We start from the raw sequence: 16,226 nt of genomic DNA on the forward strand, positions 1-16,226 counted from the left end.
AATGACGCTACGATTGGGCGGGAAATACCACCCATCACAACGACGCTAAGTGGTTGTCGGGTCAGGTCGCCAGGCATTGTCTTCCTCCTGCGCGGCAGTTCCTGGCCCCGCCGCACAGGAGGCTGACTGCATGCCGGAACTATCACCGGACCTTTCCGGGGAATGGCGCTTTGATCCCAACCACACGCGCATCGGGTTCTCCACCCGGCACGCAATGGTCACCAAGGTCCGCGGCGCATTCAACGACGTTGAGGGAATCATTAACGCCGACGCCGAGAACCCCGCCAATTCATCCGTGAGCGTGACCATTAAGGTCGCCAGCATCGACACGCGCAACACCCAGCGCGACGAGCACCTTCGCACCAACGACTTCTTTGACGCTCCCAGCTTCCCCGAAATCACGTTCGTCAGCACGCGGGTCGACCAGATCGAAGAGGGGAACTTCATCGTCGCCGGGAACCTGACCATTCGCGGGATCACCAAGGAAGTCAGCCTGCCGATCGAGTTCCTGGGCGTCGAACGGGACCAGACCGGGCAGTTGCGCGCGGGTTTTGAGGGCTCCCGCCGGATCGACCGTCAGCAATTCGGCGTCAAGTGGAACACCGCGCTTGATTCCGGCGGCGTGCTCGTCTCTGACAAAATCACTCTCGAGTTTGAGGTTTCGGCCGTCAAGGTCGAGGAGAGCTAGGCCGCCACGGGCTCCTGGCCAGAGGCATGGCGTTCCGCCGTGTAAGCCCTCCTCGATGCGTTAAACCGCCAACTGTCTCGCGAAAGGACCGCGGCCCGGCCCTTCCCAGGGTCCGGGCCGCGGTCCTTCCGCGATTTCCGGGGGCGGAGGGTGGTCAGGGTGAGAGCTCTTCGAGCACCCGGCCCTTGGTCTCGATGGCGAAGACGATGGTGATGAGGCCTCCGATGAGAGCTACTGCGGCGAACACGGTGAAGACGTAGCTGATGCCGAAGTTGTCGACGATCCATCCGACGAGCAGCGGCCCCACAGCGGAACCGGCGCGGAGCCAGGCGCTGCCGAAGCCGGTGCCGATGGCCCGAAGGCGGGTCGGGTAGAGCTCCGCGGAGTAGAGGTAAAGCGAGAAAGAGATGGTTTGGAGGATGGCGTAGGCAATGCTGGCGAACACGACGACCTGTGTCGCGGAGACGGCTCCCAGGGCCGTGAGGATGACGAGGGGAACGGTGGAGGCGAGGAAGGCCACGGAGTACCAGCGCTTGCGACCGACCCTGTCGATGAGCAGGGCGCAGAGGACGGAGGCGATAACGCCGACTGCCGACGTCACCCAGCCATAGGCCAGGCTGGTCTGCAGAGGGAGGTTGAAGGCCTGCTTGTATAGCGTGGGCAGCCACGTGATGAGGCCGTTGTTGACCATATAGACGCAGATCCACAGGAACCAGATGGTGAAGGTGCGTTTGCGGTAGATGCCTTTAAACAGTTCGCGCCAGTCGGAGCGGGCCGTGGCCTTGGCGTCCACCGGCCGCACCACGGGTTCGGGCAGCGTCGCTCCGGCTTTGAGTGCCTCGTTTTCGAGCATGCTGACGACGGCGTCGGCCTTCGTGACGCGGCCGGTGGAAGCGAGCCAGCGCGGCGACTCGGGCATGAGTGCCCGCATGGGGATGGTGAGTACCGCGGGAATGAGGCCGACGATGAACATGGCCTTCCAGCCGAAGACCGGTACCAGGAAATAGCCGGCGATGCCTGCGAACATGAGGCCCACGGGGAAGATCACTTCGTAGAGGAGGAAGAACCGTCCGCGCTTCTTGGCCCCGATGAATTCGTTGATGTAGGCGCTGGCGACAGGCACTTCGCCGCCGGTGCCGATGCCTTGGAGGAATCGGAGGATGATCATGGACCAGGCGCCCCAGGCGAACAGGCAGCCGATGTCCATGGACACGAACAGCAGGATGGTGATGAGCAGGACGGGCAACCGCCCGATCCTCTCGGCCAGGTGTCCGAAGAAGAGGGACCCGAAGATTTGTCCGACGTAGCCGGCGGAGAGGATCATGCCGATCTCGCCTGCGCTCAGGTGCCATTCCGTCACCAGTTGGGGCATCGCGAACGCGATGGCCAGGACGGTGTAGGCGTCGAAAAAGGTCGCCGATCCGATGATAATGCGGATGAGGCCCAGGCGTCGGGTGACCGGGAGCCGTTCGAGTCTGGCCACCAGCTCAGCGTTGATTCTGGCGGCCTCCGGGCCGCCGGCCATAGTTGCGGTGTTGTTCGGCTCGCGCACTGCGAGTCCTCCTTCTCCAGCTGCGGCGCTGGGGTCGTCATTGACCAAGAGTGGGAGAGTGAAACTTTCGGAGAGGATGGCGGACGGGCTGCCCGCCATCCTCTGGGATCCTGAGGATCAGGCGGGAACGGTGACGCTTCCCAGGTTGGCGGACTTCAGGGCCTGGGCGATTTCGTCCCCGGCGCCTTCGGCCAGCGGGAGCAGCGGCGGGCGGACGGTGGCGTGTTCGAGGATGCCGCGGGCGACGAGGCCTTCCTTGAGGGCGACCGTGCCTTCCATGTGGGATCCGCGGTGGTAGACGTTCCTGGTCACGGGCAGGAGGCGGTCGTGGATGGCGCGTGCAGCCGCGTAGTCCTTTGCCTTGCCCGCGGCGATGAGCTCCACCAGCGGTTCGGGGGCGAGTCCGCCGTAACCGACGAGTGCGCCGTCGACGTCGAACATCGTGTGCAGCAGGTACTCGTCGTGGCAGGTCAGGATCTGCAGTTCCGGGTAGGCGGCCCGCAGGACCGGGATTTCGGTGTCCCAGCGCTTCATGTTCCGGACACCGTTCTTGGTGGCGAACACGCCTTCCTGGCCGGCGATCTCGAGCTGGGTTTCCAGGTCATAGGTTGCCTTGGTGGCATCCGGGTACTGGAAGAGGATCAGCGGCAGGCCGGAGGTTTCGTAGATCTCCTTGTACCGGGTCTGCGGGGCGCCCTTCTGGTAACCGAAGCGCAGCCAGCCGTGGGAGGGGTAGACCAGGCCGGCGGAGGCACCGGCCTCCACCGCGCGCCTGGCCTCCAGCGCGGCAACCATGTTGCCCTCACCGGTGATGCCGGCGATGATCGGCAGTTCGCCGTTGACGGATTCCTTGAAGGCCCGGATAACCAGGGCCTGCTCCTCCTGGGTCAGGAAGGTCCCCTCGCCGGCGTGGCCGAGGACCACCAGGCCCTTGACGCCCTCGACGCTGGCGAGCCAGCCGCCGAGCCGGTGGATTGCGTCGACGTCGACGCTGCCGTCACGGTTGAACGGCGTTACAGGTGCGGGAACAAGTCCGCGGAGATCGATGGTCATGAGAGCTTCCTCTGTTTTCTTGATCGTAGTCCCGTAGAATATGAGAACGTTTGCGGGAACGTTTTCATTCTGCAATGTGTTACAGCTCACTGTCAAGGGGCGGTCCGCCCCCAAGGAGGAAATAGAGTGTCTTCTAAGACAAATATGAACGGGAGACTTCGCATGGAAACGGCCGGCACAGGCGCAAGCGTCACCCTGCGGGATGTGGCAGCGGCCAGCGGGGTGAGTCTTTCCACTGCCAGCCGTGCTCTCGATGAACGGGGGACGGCCTCGCGCTCGGCCGCGGCCGAGCACGTCCGCAAGGTGGCCCAGGAACTGGGCTACCGCCGAAACTCGTTCGCCTCGGGCCTGCGCAGAGGAGAAACCCGAACTCTGGGGGTGCTCGTCCCGCGCCTCAGCGACACGGTGATGGCACTCATGTTCGAAGAGCTGGAGCGCGCGGCGTCGGACCGCGGCTACTTCGCCATGGTCGCCACGAGCGGGGATGATCCGGGAGACGAACGCCGGGCCGCCGAAACCCTGCTGGACCGGAATGTGGACGGGCTGATCCTGGCCACCGCCCGCCTTGACGACGAACTGCCGCGCCTCCTGCGCCAACGAGGCGTCACGCACGCTCTCGTGCTGCGCACCGACGGCGTGAGCCCCTCGGCAGTGGGAGACGACGAAGTGGGCGGATATCTGGCCGTCCGGCACCTCATCGACCTCGGCCACCGCGACATTGCGGTCGTGACCGGGCCCTCATTCACCTCCAGTGCCGTCGGCCGCCTCGCCGGCGCCCGACGGGCGCTCGACGAAGCCGGCATCACACCGCCCGAGAAGTGGCTGCTAGCGGCCGGCTACGGCATAGAAAACGGCTTCTCGGCCGGCGAATTGCTGCTGGGTGAAAACACCAGCCGGCGCCCCACTGCGGTGTTTGCCGCGAACGACAACATAGCGCTGGGCATCATCGCCGCAGCCCATCGCCTCGGGATCACCGTCGGGCAGGACCTGGCACTTGTCGGATACAACGACACCCCCCTTTCGGCCAGGCTCCCAACCCCCCTGACATCGGTCCGGGTGCCTCTTGCCCAGATCGCCAGCACGGCCATTGATCTCATAGTCAACCCGGGGAAGGAACCACACATCCGAAAATCCATGCCCACCCTCATCCCCCGGGAATCAAGCGGACCTCCCAGGCACTTCACAGGCTAAGGCCCCTGTCACCGCCATGACCGGTCACAGGGCCCGGAACCTTCCAGGCGCTCGCGGCGGGCGGAGAACCCAGCCACAGCGGCTCATCGTGGCGCGAGGACCGCTATATCACTTTGTGGCGTCGGAAACCGCCTTGCTGACAGAAGCGGGACTCTCGTACTCTTTCTCCGGGAGGCTTTCCAGTGCATGGATGACGTCGGCGTCGGCTCCGGACTTCTTCGCCGTGGACACTAGAGTGTCGCGGTTGGCGGGGTAGTCCACTCCCCCGAGGAACTTCTGAATCTGGATCGGGTTGGGGGTGTCGTTCATTTCAGTCGTTTCCTTTTCTCTTGGTTCCGGTGTGGCAGGTGTCCGGCCGCACTTCAGTATCCGTTCGTAGGCTTCCACGCTTCGATCGGTGATGGTGGTGGGTGCTTCGAGATGCACCGCGCCTGACGGGAGAATCCCGGCGCCCCCATACTTCTCCATGACCTGCCACTGGGCGAGCACGTCTTCGCCGGAATGCTCGGGGGGAAGATGCTGCCAGAAGCGAAAGCCTCCGGCTTCGTTGAGTGCCTCGCGCCGATACATGGTGCAGCCGCCGAGCCAAGCGACCCGGTAGGGTATCCATTCCCCCGGCTGGAGGTGAAGATCCGCGCTGAGGTGGCTTAGATTGGCCGCGCTGTGCAGGGGCCAGCGTTCAAAACCCGGGCTGCCTGGCCGGATCACCTCCGGGGTCACCGGGCCTGACCATGACTCGAAGACAGCTGTCTGGTCCGGTCTCCTGTCTGCCAGGAAAGACAGTCCCTGCGGCGCCATGCCCACGAATCCGCACTGCAGTTCATCCAGCGCATCGCTCATCCGCTCGAGGGCTCCTGGTTCCATCCAGACGTCGTCGTCGAGAAACAGGCTCTTTTCCGCCCGGGATCTGTCCAGCATGAACTGGCGGTGTTCGGCGAGCCCCCGCCTCGGGAGATGGCGAAGAAGTCTTACTGGCCTGCCCTGGGCCTGCAGGACGCGGGCCATAGCCGCCGGGGCCGGGTGCCGCCAGGCGGGTTCTTCCAGTGACTGATCGCTGATGATCACGCCGAAGGTGGGATTCCGTTGCGACGCCAGACCGGCCAAGGTGACGGCAAGCTCGGCCGGGCGGTTGCACGTGGGTACAAGCACGTCCACCGACACCGATGCCGCATTTTCCTGAACCCGCTCTCCCTGCTCTTGCACACCGGGGCCCACGGCACACCTCCCTTCCGGACAGGTTCCCGCGATCTCCGCGCCTTGCTCTCTACAATCCCTGTACCCACAACGCGCCAGTATGCACACCTCGGACTGCCCCTTTTCGGAACGCGCTGTACCGGCAAGCCATCACCACCACGGGTACAACGCCAGGCCCTGCCACCGCCGGCCGTGAGGAAGTTTCGTTAGGTCTGACGGTGGATACGGGCTAGCGCCGGACCACCCTGATCGTGTTCAGTGACGGGTCGGCCGGATCGGGCAGAACCATGCGCGCTTGCAGCCCCGATTCGAGGTAGTCGATGACGGCTTCGTTGATCCTTTCCCCGGGGACAATCACTGGGATGCCCGGCGGGTAGGGCGTGATCTGCTCCGCAGCGACACGTCCCACCGCTTCCCGGGCGGGAACATCCTCGGTGGGACCGAAGAAGGCGTCCCGCGGCAGGGCCACTGTTTCAAGTTCCAGCTCCGAAGGCGAAGGCAAAGCGACGCGCGGAGGGGCCGGCAGCGTGGGCGCAGCCTGGATGAGGGCCCTGAGCGCGTCCGTCAGCCGCTGCGCTGACGCGTCGTTGTCCGCCATGGACAGGGTGGCCATGATGCGCCGATGATCACTGAGGCCCACATCGAGTTGACGATGTTCCCGCAGCCAGTCGGCACCCTGATAGCCACTGATGCCCAGCCCCGAAAGGTCCATCAGGACCTGCATGCGGTCCAAATCGGTGGAAGATTCGACGGCGAGGAGTTCGTCTTCGAGCACGTGAATGCCCGGCATTGCGTCAATCTCGCGGCGCAACCTGGCGGCCACGGCCAGGGCATTGCCGAGGAGCTCGGTTCCGTGCTGGACCATTTGGCGGCGCCAGCCATCGATCGCCGAATACAGGATCGCATTCGGGCTGGTGGTCATGAGCAGATCCGCGCAGGCGGACAAGTGCGCGGGGTCCACCAAGTCCCCCTGAAGGTGGTAGACAGAGCCCTGTTCGAAACCGGCGCCCATTTTATGCACGCTCACCACGCAGATATCGGCACCGGCGTTCATCGCCCACGTGGGCAGATCCCCGTGGAAGGGCAGATGCGCACCCCAGGCCTCATCCACGATGAGGGGTTTGCCACGCTCGTGGCAGATTTTCGCGATCGCGGCGATGTCCGCACAGGTCCCGTACGGGGTCGGGCTCACGATGAGCACCCCTGCGGCGTCGGGATACCGTTCCCACATCTCCTCTACATCGGCCGGAGACGGCGGGTGCGCCAGGTGCAGCTTGGGGTCCCAGCGCGGCCGAATCCAGCGCGGCTGGATCCCTGAAAAAACCAGCCCGGCGACAATCGATTTGTGGGCGTCCCGGCTGACGAGAAGGTCCCCCTTGCCGGCGGCGACCGCGAGGACCGCCGCTTTGACGGACAACGAGCTGCCGCAGGTGGAGAAAAAAGCCTGCTCGGCCCCGACAGCCTCCGCCATGAGCTGCTCGGCTTTCTTCAGGTACCCGCCCGAGGACGAACGGTCATCCAGGCCGGCCGAGGCCAGCACGTCCGAACGGAATGTATCGGCGCCGAGGATTTCACGGACCCTGGGGTCCGCTCCGCGGCCCTGTCTGTGCCCGGGCGGGGTGAAGCCATAGCGATCCAGACGGTGGTACTCGGCCAGGGCCTCTATGAGGGGTGCTTCGCTTTGGTCCATGGTGCTCTCTTCTCCGCTTGTGGATTGGCAGCCTCAGGTCAGGCCCGCGAAACGGCGCACCCATGACAGTTTCGCTTCCGCAACGGGGAGGGGCTCCCCTGAAAGAAGCGGGCCCGGGGGCGCCAAAGCTAAGCAGGCTTATCATCCCAAGGTAGCCCATCGTGGAGAAAGAATGCGGCCCCCCGGCGTGTTTTTCAACGCTTCCGGAACTACGGCCATGACCACCGGACGTGCTGCGTGCCGGCCGCCGGGACCTCGTCGTCGCTGGATTATTCGTTGAAATGCGTGCTGATGTCTTTCTCGCCCGAGACCGAGGCGATGACCGATGCCGCGACCTGGTGGAGTTTGGTTTCCCGGGTGTTGGCGGCGTGTTCCAGGATCCTGAAGGCCTTGTCGCGGCTGCACCGGTTCTGGGCCATGACCATTCCCAGGGCCATGTCGATTCTTGACCTGGAGTGCATGGCGGCCGTGAGATCATCGCGTACCTCGCTGAGCTGCGCGATTCGCAGTGCCATCCGCAGCACCCGTGAGGCGCGGCGGGTGAAGCCCTGAGCGGTAGTGAGATCGTCGGGGGAGAAAGCGTCCACCCGTTTGGCGTAGAGGGTCAGCACACCCCGGGATTTGCCCTCGGCGGGGAGCGGGACTGAGAGGATCGAGCGCACTCCGCGTCCCGAGGCTCCGTGGACAAGGTCAGGCCATCTTTGCTCATGGTTCAGGTCCGGGACGAGGATGGTGGCCTGTTCAACGATGGCGCTCAGGCCCGGGCCGTGGCGGGTTTCGGTCTGCAGCTCCTCCAAAGCGCGGGCGCCCGCATCACTGCCACCCACCGTGGCGGGCTTCTTTGCGCGGGTAACGGTGATCCCGCAGCTCAGCCGGGTTCCCGGGTGTGAAAGAACGGTCGCAGCCAGGGCTGCCAGTCCGGCCAGAAACTCCCCGAAGTGGGCGGCTTCCAGGACCAGCTCCTGCAGCGTGACGTCGATAGCGGGTGGCGATTCGCCGAAAGAGTCCGAACCCAAATGTAGATCCCCCAAATCAGCTCTGCCGGCGCACGGCCGGTCTCCGCAGTCTGCCACAGAACCGACAGGTCCGGGCTCTGTGATGGTCACGTCCTCGAGTCCACGGCGAAGACCCACGGCGAAGACGGGCGGCCGCTCTGTCCGGATCCGGACGATTCAGTTCTTTGGCCCGGCCCGCAGCCTGTCCCGCAGCCCGACGCCGCGGATCGCTTTGCGAAGGGATTCCAGGTCCGGCTGCCCTGAGAATCCGCGCGGGTCTGCGTACACCCTGCATGCGAGCGCCGGTGCCGCGTTGGAGGGGAATAGATCGGTCCCGTCGATGATGAAGGAGGGGGAACCGCGGAATGACGCTGCTGCCGCATCAGCGTCTGTGGCGATTTCCCTGACCGTGAGCAGCGCCGGGTCAATGCCTTCCAGCTCCAATGCGCTGGCGAACAGTTCCCTGGCCGAGACGCCGTGGGGGCAGCCCGGAATGGTCAGCAGCTCAACATGCATGGCCTGGTGAGGAGCGGGCGCGGTCACGGTCAGTTCCCGGTGAGCTCCGCATGCAGCTCCTGGACCCGGGCCTTGATGTCATCCCGGACCAGACGCATGCGTTCGATGCCTTCGATGCCGCGCTCGGAGGGTTCCTCCGTATTCCAGAATTCAAGACGGGTGCCTTCGCGGGGTTCGACTTTTGCCTCGTTGCCCAGGACGATGACGACGTCGACCGCGTCCAGGACCTCGTCGGTGATGGGCTTGGGCTGTTCGCCGGTGATGTCGATGCCGAGTTCCGCCAGCGAGTCCACGGACTTGGGGTTCAGCGATTTACCGGGTTGGGTCCCGGCGGAGTGCACGGTAACGGCGCCGTGGGCAAGCTGTTTCATCAACCCGGCGGCTAGCTGGGATTTGCCACCGTTCTTGCTGCAGACGAACAGGACGCTGGGTGCTTTCGGGGTTGAGGTCATGGGTTTGATTCTTCCATGTCTGAGTGGGGTTGAAAGGGCACAAGATCAGTTCCCGCCGGAGCGGCCGTGGGTCAATCCGGTGGGGAACCCGACGAGGACCGGTTCGGGGGCTCCGCAGCAGCCGCCGGAGGTTTCGGCCACGAACCCCGCAGGCGCGGCCCCGGCAGGCACGGCCCCGGGAACGTCGCAGCTGGTGCCGATGTCGGAGGAGCAGACCCCGGTTTCGGGAAGTTCGAGCTGGACGGAGTCGGCCGCTTCCTGGTCCCCCGCCAGGGCCGCGGCGACGGAGCGGACCTGCTCGTAGCCGGTGGCGAGCAGGAAAGTGGGAGCCCTGCCGTAGGACTTCATGCCCACAATATAGAAGTCCTCCTCCGGGTGGGCCAGCATCCTGGCGCCGTGCGGCTCCACCGTCCCGCAGGAGTGGAATTCGGGATCGATCAGCGGGCCAAGCTCACGGGGGGCTTCCACGGCGGGGTCCAGTTCCAGCCGGAGTTCGCTGAGGATACCCAGGTCGGGGCGGAACCCGGTGGCCGGAACCACGACGTCGGCCTTGAGCGTCCGGCCGTCGGTGGAGGTCAGGGTGAGGGCGCCGTCGGCCGTTGAGAGGGCGGCGATTCCGAATCCGGTGTGAAGTTCCACGGCGCCGGACTCCACGAGGCGGCGAAGCCGGCTGCCGAGCCGCCCGCGGGCGGCAAGCCCGTCGGCGTCACCGCCGCCGTAGACCCTGGCGGCAGAGGCACCGCGGATCGCCCACACGGTCTTCGTTCCGGGAACCTCGGCAGCGAGCTCGGAAAGGTTGATCACGGTGTTGGCGGCCGAGTGGCCGGCGCCCACCACGAGCGACGTGCGGCCCTGGAACATCCCGCGGTCGCGGCCCAGGACGTCCGGCAACGGAGAGGAGATACGTGCAGCCGCGCCTGCTTCACCAACAGCGGGCAGGCCGGAGGTTCCCAGCGGGTTGCGGGTGGACCAGGTGCCCGACGCGTCAATGACGCCGGCGGCCTGGTAATCTCGCACCTCTCCATCGGCGTGTTCGACGCGGACCACGAACGGCGTGGCCCGGCGGTTTCGGCTATGGGTTTTGTCCATGCCCTGCCGGGTCACGGCCAGGACCCGGGCGCCGGTGTGCAGACGGGACGCGATCGCGGGAAGTGAAGCCAGGGGCGCGAGGTACTCGTCGATGAGTTCGCCACCGGTGGGCAGGTCCCCCGACCCAGGAGATTCCCAGCCCGTGGCGTCCAGCAGGCGGAGCGCAGCTGCATCGACATTGAACTGCCATGGTGAGAACAGCCGGATATGGCGCCACTGCTCAATGGCCGCCGCCGCGGCCGGACCGGCCTCGAAGATGAGCGGTTCCAGGCCGCGCTCAAGCAGGTGCGCTGCCGCGGCAAGGCCGATGGGCCCGGCTCCGATGACAGCAACGGGGAAGTTGTGGTTTACGGCCATGGTGTCCTCTGTTTCATCCGCGGGGTGGCGGTTCGATATTGGCGCCCTGCCCGTCCCTTGGGACCGGCAGGGTGGCCTACGAGTGGGTGGGTTCCTCGACGAGGGCGGTGGCAATGCTGTCGGCGTCGTCCAACGCGGCGAGGTAACGCTCGGCGTCAAGCGCGGCGGAGCAGCCGGTGCCGGCGGCCGTGATGGCTTGGCGGTAGCGATGGTCCACGGCGTCCCCGCACGCAAAGACGCCGGAGAGGTTCGTGACGGTGGTGGGTGAGTCCACCTTGATGTAGCCCTCAGCGTCCAGCTCAACCTGGCCACTGAGCAGTTCCGTGCGCGGCACATGGCCGATCGCGACGAAGATGCCGGTGACGGCCTGTTCCCGGGTTTTGCCGGTGATGGTGTCAGTCAGGGTGACGCCGGTGACCTTCCCGTCTCCGTGGATTGCGGTGACGGCCGAATTCCAGGCGAAGCGGATCTTGGGGTTGTCCTTTGCCCGCTGGGCCATGATGCGCGAGGCTCGGAGCTCGCCCTTGCGGACCACGACCGTCACGGACTTGCCAAAGCGGGTGAGGAACGTCGCCTCCTCCATGGCGGAGTCGCCGCCGCCCACCACGATGATGTCCTGCTCGCGGAAGAAAAAGCCATCGCACGTGGCGCACCAGGACACTCCGTGGCCGCTGAACTTCTTCTCCTCGGGCAGGCCGAGTTCCTTGTAGGCGGAGCCGGTGGCGAGGATGACGGCGGGGGCTTCGTGGGTCTCGCCGCCGCCGGTGACGACGCGCTTGAGGTGGCCGGTGAGCGTCACTTCGGTGACGTCGTCGAACACCACATTGGCGCCGAACCTCTCGGCCTGCTGCTGCAGGCCGTCCATCAACTCGGGACCCTGGATACCACCCGGGAAACCCGGGAAATTCTCCACTTCGGTGGTGTTCATCAGGGCGCCACCTGCGGTGACCGCTCCGGCGATGACCAGGGGTCGGAGGCCGGCACGGGCGGCATAGATCGCCGCGGTGTAGCCGGCCGGGCCGGATCCGATGATGATCAGCTGTTCGGTGTTCACGGTGTCAGCGCTCATGGTGGTGCTCCTTTGGCGTGGGTGCCGGTTACTTGGCTGCGGGGGTGAGGGAGGCGATGAGGTCCTCGATGCGGGCCTTGATCTCGTCGCGGATGGGGCGGACGGCCTCGACGCCCTGACCTGCGGGGTCTTCGAGCTCCCAGTCCTCGTAGCGCTTGCCCGGAAAGATCGGGCAGGTGTCCCCGCAGCCCATGGTGATGACGACGTCGGACTCCTTCACAGCCTCCGTGGTGAGGACCTTGGGGATCTCCGCGGACATGTCGATGCCCAGTTCGGCCATGGCCTCGACGGCGGCCGGGTTCACTTGTTCCGCGGGCTGGGAACCGGCCGAGCGGACCTCGATGGCCCCTTTGGACAAGGTGGTGAGGAAGGCTGCGGCCATCTGGGAGCGTCCGGCATTGTGTACACAGACAAACAGGACGGACTGCTTCTTGGCGGTTTCGGTGCTCACGGTTTATTCTCCTGAAATGTGCGGGGGTCAGACGGAAAGGGGCCTGGAGATGAAGAAGCGCTTCCGGGCCCAAAGTGCCACGTAAACCAGTGCAACAAGAGCCGGGACTTCGATCAAGGGCCCGACGACGCCGGCCAGCGCTTGACCGGAGGTGACGCCGAAGGTTCCGATCGCCACAGCGATGGCGAGCTCGAAGTTGTTGCCCGCCGCAGTGAACGCCAGGGTTGCCGTTTTGGCGTAGCCGAGATTCAGCAGCCAGCCGATCAGCATGCCGGCGCCGAATACGACGACGAAATAGACCAGCAGCGGCAGGGCGATCCGGACGACGTCGAGCGGCCGGGAAGTGATGGTGCCGCCCTGCAGGGCGAAGAGCAGCGTGATGGTGAAGAGCAGGCCGTACAGCGCCCACGGTCCGAGCTTGGGCAGGAACGTGCCTTCATACCAGTCGCGGCCCTTGGCCTTTTCGCCGAGGGTGCGGGTGAGGAAACCTGCCAACAGCGGGATTCCCAGGAAGACCAGTACGGAGGCAGTGATGGCCCAGAATGAGAAGTCGGCACTGGTAGTGGGCAAGCCCATTAGTGAGGGCAGGAATTGAAGGTAGAACCAGCCGAGCGCCCCGAACGCGACGACCTGGAACACGGAATTGATGGCCACCAGCACGGCGGCGGCTTCCCGGTCGCCGCAGGCGAGATCGTTCCAGATCATCACCATGGCAATGCAGCGGGCCAAGCCCACGATGACCAGGCCGGTGCGGTACTCGGGCAGATCCGGGATGAAGGTCCAGGCCAGGGCAAACATAAACGCCGGCGCAAGCACCCAGTTCAGGACCAATGAGGTGATCATGAGTTTGCGGTCCCCGACGATGCGATGCGCTTGGTCGTACCGGACCTTCGCCAGCACCGGATACATCATCACCAGCAGCCCAAGGGCGATCGGCATTGAGACTTCGCCGAGCTTGACGGCTCCGAGCGCTGTGTTCAGTCCCGGGATGAAGCTGCCCAGGAGCAGACCCAGCACCATCGCGGCGATGATCCACACCGGCAGGAAGCGGTCCAGGGTGGAGAGTTGGCCGACGACGGCAGCCTCGCCTTCACGAGTGGGCGACGGGTCAGTCTGGATGCTCACGGGACTCCTGTTGCTGCTCTGCAGTGCTGCTCTGCGATAAATTGATCAATGTCGATATGAAGTATCCCCAACTATATCGACGATTGTCAATCTATGTGCATAATAGACACATGAATTCTCTGCAAAGCGCCGGACCCGCCACCGATGAGGGCTGTTGCGCCCCGTCCAGTCAGCCGGCCCTCAGCGCGGAGGAAGCACAACGCAAGGCCCTCGTGTTCAAGGCCCTGTCCGACCCCAACAGATTGCGGCTGCTTTCCATCGTGAAGGGCGCCGGATCCGGGGAGGCCTGCGTCTGCGATCTCACCGAGACGCTGGACCTGGGGCAGCCCACGGTGTCGCATCACCTTAAGATTTTGGTCGACGCCGGGCTGCTGCACCGCGAGAAGCGCGGCACCTGGGCCTACTACTCCCTGGTCCCGGGCGCCATGGAGCAGACGGCCGGCCTCCTGGCGTCCCTGTGAGCCACCGTTCGGCGTCCAGCGCAATTGTCCGGCCGATGCGGGAACCAGATTGGACTGAGGTCCAAAGGATCTACAACGAGGGAATCGCGAGCGGCCAGGCAACATTCGAGGCCGAAGCGCCGGACTGGGTGCGTTTCGACCGCTCCAGGCTCTCCGCACACCGCCTGGTGGCGCAGGACTCCGCCGGAGCGATCCTCGGCTGGGCCGCCATCTCCGCCGTTTCCGCCCGCCCGGCGTACTCCGGTGTGGTGGAACACTCCATCTATGTTTCCGAGGCAGCCCGCGGCCGGCGGATAGGCTCAGCGCTCCTCCGGTCCCTGATTGCTTCGACGGAAGAGGCCGGCATCTGGACCATCCAAGCAAGCATTTTTCCCGAGAACGAGCCGAGCCTGAAGCTGCACCTCGCCCACGGTTTCAGGATTGTGGGGCGACGGGAAAGAATTGCCCGCATGCCCCACGGCCCTGCTGCGGGCCAATGGCGCGACACCGTCCTGATCGAACGGCGCACAGCGGCCTTCTAGCTCATGGAACTTTAGTTCTTGAGCCTTAGTGCGCGGATACACCCCTGGGACCGCCGTGGTCTTAGCATTGGGCGTATGACGCTTAGCCAACTCCAGGAACGCCCAGGACTTAAGCCGCAATGACCGGCGACAGGGATCGGGATGCTTCAAGGCGCCCGCGGCAGGCCCGGCCGCGTGACGCCCTCGGGAGGCCGCTGCCGTACGGAAGCGCCGGCGTCGAGCCTGTTCCGGAGGAACCCCTGCCGCCGGAACAGACCCTCACCTCGGCCCGAAGCCTGGTGGAGGCCGGCCGGCCTTTCGCCGCCCATGAGGTACTTGAGGCGCGCTGGAAGGCCGGGCCGGAGGGGGAGCGCAACCTCTGGCAAGGCCTCGCCCAGATCTGCGTCGGGCTCACCCACGCCGCCCGGGGGAACAGCGTGGGTGCGCTTCGGCTCTTCGAGCGCGGTGCGCTCCGACTCGAGGATTACGGTTCCAACGGAGGTCCGGCCTACGGGCTGGACCTGTCCGCCATCGTGTGCTGCGCACGTGATCACATGCGCAGCATCCGCTCAGCCGGCGACAAGGACTGAACCGTCCGTCAGATAAAGCCTGGCTGACGCATCAGGCACTGCCGCGCTCCCGGTGCCGGTCACTCTTCGGCGGCGCTTCCAGGACTCCATAGCCCCGGGTCGCTTTTCAGGCCGCCCTTTTTGGTTCGGCGGCCGGAGGCGTTTCCCCGCCTGCCCGGCCCGGAGGCGTGGATTCCTGCAACCGGGCACGTGCGTGCAGGATGTCGCCGATGAACCAGTCATAGATGAGCACACCGATGACCCCGCCGATCAGGGGCCCGATGATGGGCACCCAGAAGTACCAGCTGAACGCCCCGTCAACGGTGCCCGGCAGTGCCGTCTGCCCCCATCCGGCCACCCAGGCAAACAGCCTCGGCCCGAAGTCGCGGGCAGGATTGATGGCGTAGCCGGCGTTCGCGCCCACGGACATGCCGATGGCGGCCACGGCCAGCCCGATCATAAAGGGGCCGAGGTTCGCCTGGACGGCCGTATTGCGCATGTCGATGATGGCCACCACGAACATCACGAGGAAGGCCGTGCCGACAATCTGGTCGATCAGCGGGCCCACGGGGTTGCCACTGAAGTAGGGTGCCGGGAAAGTGGCGAAAATGGAATAGGTGGCCAGCCCCTTCGGATCCGCACGGCCCGTGCCGACGGCCTTGTTATAGGCATCGATGGCGTCATGATAGAGCAGATACACCATCGCGGCCCCGGCGAAGGCACCCACAACCTGTGCCACGATATAGGGCGCCACCTTGTTCCAGGGGAACTTCCGCCGGACCGCGAAGGCCAGGGTCACGGCCGGATTGATGTGCGCGCCACTGACCCCGCCGGCCACATAGACGGCCAGCGTTACCGCCAAGGCCCATCCCCAGGTGATCAACAGCCAGTCCCCGGCGGCCATGAAGATCGTGGTGGATGTCGCGGCCCGGCCGGAGCCAGGCAGGGCGGCGACTGCCATCGCCACGACCCCGTCGCCGAAGGAGATCAGCACAAAGGTGCCGAGAAATTCCGCTAGAAGTTCACCCCAGGTGCCGCCCAGCTGTTTAAGGCCACTGCCGTGCCGGACAGCATTCCTCAGTGGACTGATTTCACTCATCGCGAGTGCCTCCTTGAGTCATCTGATTCACCTACGGAAATTGACAACCCCAGTGAATCGATGGTAGTACCGCCGCGGTGGCGTGACCATGGTCCAAAGCCTGTGTTTGTGCGTCACCCGGAGGTGCCGGCAGGCGTCCGCCACGCGTGAGCCTCCCGTAGCGGATCATCACCGG

At 65.3% G+C, this 16,226-nt stretch carries 17 protein-coding genes; 5 read left to right on the forward strand and 12 right to left on the reverse strand.

Features of this window, described 5'->3' with window-relative positions; all coding sequences use genetic code 11:
• The first annotated feature begins 130 nt into the window (after window positions 1-130).
• Window positions 131-688: a YceI family protein gene (locus tag ACP4XC_RS21140; RefSeq protein ID WP_427172693.1), complete on the forward strand. Its 558-nt coding sequence runs from the start codon at window positions 131-133 to the stop codon at window positions 686-688.
• Between the two features lie 154 nt (window positions 689-842).
• Here ACP4XC_RS21140 and ACP4XC_RS21145 read toward each other — a convergent pair whose 3' ends face one another.
• Window positions 843-2,240, reverse strand: coding sequence for an MFS transporter (locus ACP4XC_RS21145; RefSeq protein WP_427172694.1), 1,398 nt, complete (start codon window positions 2,238-2,240; stop codon window positions 843-845).
• 117 nt (window positions 2,241-2,357) lie between these two features.
• Window positions 2,358-3,293, reverse strand: a complete 936-nt coding sequence (locus ACP4XC_RS21150; protein ID WP_427172695.1) for a dihydrodipicolinate synthase family protein — start codon at window positions 3,291-3,293, stop codon at window positions 2,358-2,360.
• Between the two features lie 162 nt (window positions 3,294-3,455).
• Between ACP4XC_RS21150 and ACP4XC_RS21155 the strand changes: the two genes are divergently transcribed.
• On the forward strand, window positions 3,456-4,484 hold the full coding sequence (locus tag ACP4XC_RS21155) for a LacI family DNA-binding transcriptional regulator (protein ID WP_427175190.1): 1,029 nt from the start codon (window positions 3,456-3,458) through the stop codon (window positions 4,482-4,484).
• Between the two features lie 108 nt (window positions 4,485-4,592).
• On the opposite strand, the gene ACP4XC_RS21160 is transcribed toward ACP4XC_RS21155, so the two are convergent.
• The 9 genes from ACP4XC_RS21160 to arsB form a co-directional block, all read right to left on the reverse strand.
• Window positions 4,593-5,699: a DUF2795 domain-containing protein gene (locus ACP4XC_RS21160; RefSeq protein WP_427172696.1), complete on the reverse strand. Its 1,107-nt coding sequence runs from the start codon at window positions 5,697-5,699 to the stop codon at window positions 4,593-4,595.
• Between the two features lie 208 nt (window positions 5,700-5,907).
• On the reverse strand, window positions 5,908-7,368 hold the full coding sequence (locus ACP4XC_RS21165; RefSeq protein ID WP_427172697.1) for an aminotransferase class I/II-fold pyridoxal phosphate-dependent enzyme: 1,461 nt from the start codon (window positions 7,366-7,368) through the stop codon (window positions 5,908-5,910).
• A gap of 269 nt (window positions 7,369-7,637) precedes the next feature.
• Window positions 7,638-8,384, reverse strand: a complete 747-nt coding sequence (locus ACP4XC_RS21170; RefSeq protein WP_427172699.1) for an ANTAR domain-containing protein — start codon at window positions 8,382-8,384, stop codon at window positions 7,638-7,640.
• Window positions 8,385-8,540: 156 nt separating this feature from the next.
• The gene (locus tag ACP4XC_RS21175; RefSeq protein WP_427172700.1) at window positions 8,541-8,906 is read right to left on the reverse strand and encodes a hypothetical protein; all 366 of its coding nucleotides are present in this window, start codon (window positions 8,904-8,906) and stop codon (window positions 8,541-8,543) included.
• 2 nt (window positions 8,907-8,908) lie between these two features.
• Window positions 8,909-9,331: a low molecular weight phosphatase family protein gene (locus ACP4XC_RS21180; RefSeq protein WP_427172701.1), complete on the reverse strand. Its 423-nt coding sequence runs from the start codon at window positions 9,329-9,331 to the stop codon at window positions 8,909-8,911.
• Window positions 9,332-9,376: 45 nt separating this feature from the next.
• On the reverse strand, window positions 9,377-10,777 hold the full coding sequence (locus ACP4XC_RS21185; RefSeq protein WP_427172702.1) for an NAD(P)-binding domain-containing protein: 1,401 nt from the start codon (window positions 10,775-10,777) through the stop codon (window positions 9,377-9,379).
• A 76-nt stretch (window positions 10,778-10,853) separates the two neighbouring features.
• Window positions 10,854-11,831, reverse strand: a complete 978-nt coding sequence (gene trxB / locus ACP4XC_RS21190; protein WP_427175191.1) for a thioredoxin-disulfide reductase — start codon at window positions 11,829-11,831, stop codon at window positions 10,854-10,856.
• A 43-nt stretch (window positions 11,832-11,874) separates the two neighbouring features.
• The gene (locus ACP4XC_RS21195) at window positions 11,875-12,297 is read right to left on the reverse strand and encodes an arsenate reductase ArsC (protein ID WP_427172703.1); all 423 of its coding nucleotides are present in this window, start codon (window positions 12,295-12,297) and stop codon (window positions 11,875-11,877) included.
• Window positions 12,298-12,324: 27 nt separating this feature from the next.
• Window positions 12,325-13,416 (reverse strand): ACR3 family arsenite efflux transporter, encoded by a 1,092-nt coding sequence (gene arsB / locus ACP4XC_RS21200; RefSeq protein WP_427175192.1) that lies wholly within the window; start codon window positions 13,414-13,416, stop codon window positions 12,325-12,327.
• A gap of 116 nt (window positions 13,417-13,532) precedes the next feature.
• Between arsB and ACP4XC_RS21205 the strand changes: the two genes are divergently transcribed.
• From ACP4XC_RS21205 to ACP4XC_RS21215, 3 genes are all read left to right on the forward strand, one after another.
• Complete coding sequence (locus ACP4XC_RS21205; RefSeq protein ID WP_427172704.1) at window positions 13,533-13,883, forward strand: ArsR/SmtB family transcription factor; 351 nt, start codon at window positions 13,533-13,535, stop codon at window positions 13,881-13,883.
• A gap of 35 nt (window positions 13,884-13,918) precedes the next feature.
• Complete coding sequence (locus ACP4XC_RS21210) at window positions 13,919-14,404, forward strand: N-acetyltransferase family protein (protein ID WP_427172705.1); 486 nt, start codon at window positions 13,919-13,921, stop codon at window positions 14,402-14,404.
• Between the two features lie 119 nt (window positions 14,405-14,523).
• Complete coding sequence (locus tag ACP4XC_RS21215; RefSeq protein ID WP_427172706.1) at window positions 14,524-14,973, forward strand: DUF309 domain-containing protein; 450 nt, start codon at window positions 14,524-14,526, stop codon at window positions 14,971-14,973.
• Window positions 14,974-15,079: 106 nt separating this feature from the next.
• On the opposite strand, the gene ACP4XC_RS21220 is transcribed toward ACP4XC_RS21215, so the two are convergent.
• Window positions 15,080-16,051, reverse strand: a complete 972-nt coding sequence (locus ACP4XC_RS21220; protein ID WP_427172707.1) for an MIP/aquaporin family protein — start codon at window positions 16,049-16,051, stop codon at window positions 15,080-15,082.
• Window positions 16,052-16,226 lie beyond the last annotated feature (175 nt).

Origin of the sequence: Arthrobacter sp. 92, from assembly GCF_050260325.1 — a bacterium.
In the GTDB taxonomy this organism is placed as follows: domain Bacteria; phylum Actinomycetota; class Actinomycetes; order Actinomycetales; family Micrococcaceae; genus Arthrobacter.

Excerpts from the sequence above, each read along its gene's own strand:
- ACP4XC_RS21150 (WP_427172695.1), bottom strand. The coding sequence starts at position 3,293 with ATGACCATCGATCTCCGCGGACTTGTTCCCGCACCTGTAACGCCGTTC.
- ACP4XC_RS21140 (WP_427172693.1), top strand. The coding sequence starts at position 131 with ATGCCGGAACTATCACCGGACCTTTCCGGGGAATGGCGCTTTGATCCC.
- ACP4XC_RS21180 (WP_427172701.1), bottom strand. The coding sequence starts at position 9,331 with ATGACCTCAACCCCGAAAGCACCCAGCGTCCTGTTCGTCTGCAGCAAG.
- ACP4XC_RS21205 (WP_427172704.1), top strand. The coding sequence starts at position 13,533 with ATGAATTCTCTGCAAAGCGCCGGACCCGCCACCGATGAGGGCTGTTGC.
- ACP4XC_RS21165 (WP_427172697.1), bottom strand. The coding sequence starts at position 7,368 with ATGGACCAAAGCGAAGCACCCCTCATAGAGGCCCTGGCCGAGTACCAC.
- ACP4XC_RS21210 (WP_427172705.1), top strand. The coding sequence starts at position 13,919 with ATGCGGGAACCAGATTGGACTGAGGTCCAAAGGATCTACAACGAGGGA.
- ACP4XC_RS21155 (WP_427175190.1), top strand. The coding sequence starts at position 3,456 with ATGGAAACGGCCGGCACAGGCGCAAGCGTCACCCTGCGGGATGTGGCA.
- ACP4XC_RS21185 (WP_427172702.1), bottom strand. The coding sequence starts at position 10,777 with ATGGCCGTAAACCACAACTTCCCCGTTGCTGTCATCGGAGCCGGGCCC.
- ACP4XC_RS21215 (WP_427172706.1), top strand. The coding sequence starts at position 14,524 with ATGACCGGCGACAGGGATCGGGATGCTTCAAGGCGCCCGCGGCAGGCC.
- ACP4XC_RS21220 (WP_427172707.1), bottom strand. The coding sequence starts at position 16,051 with ATGAGTGAAATCAGTCCACTGAGGAATGCTGTCCGGCACGGCAGTGGC.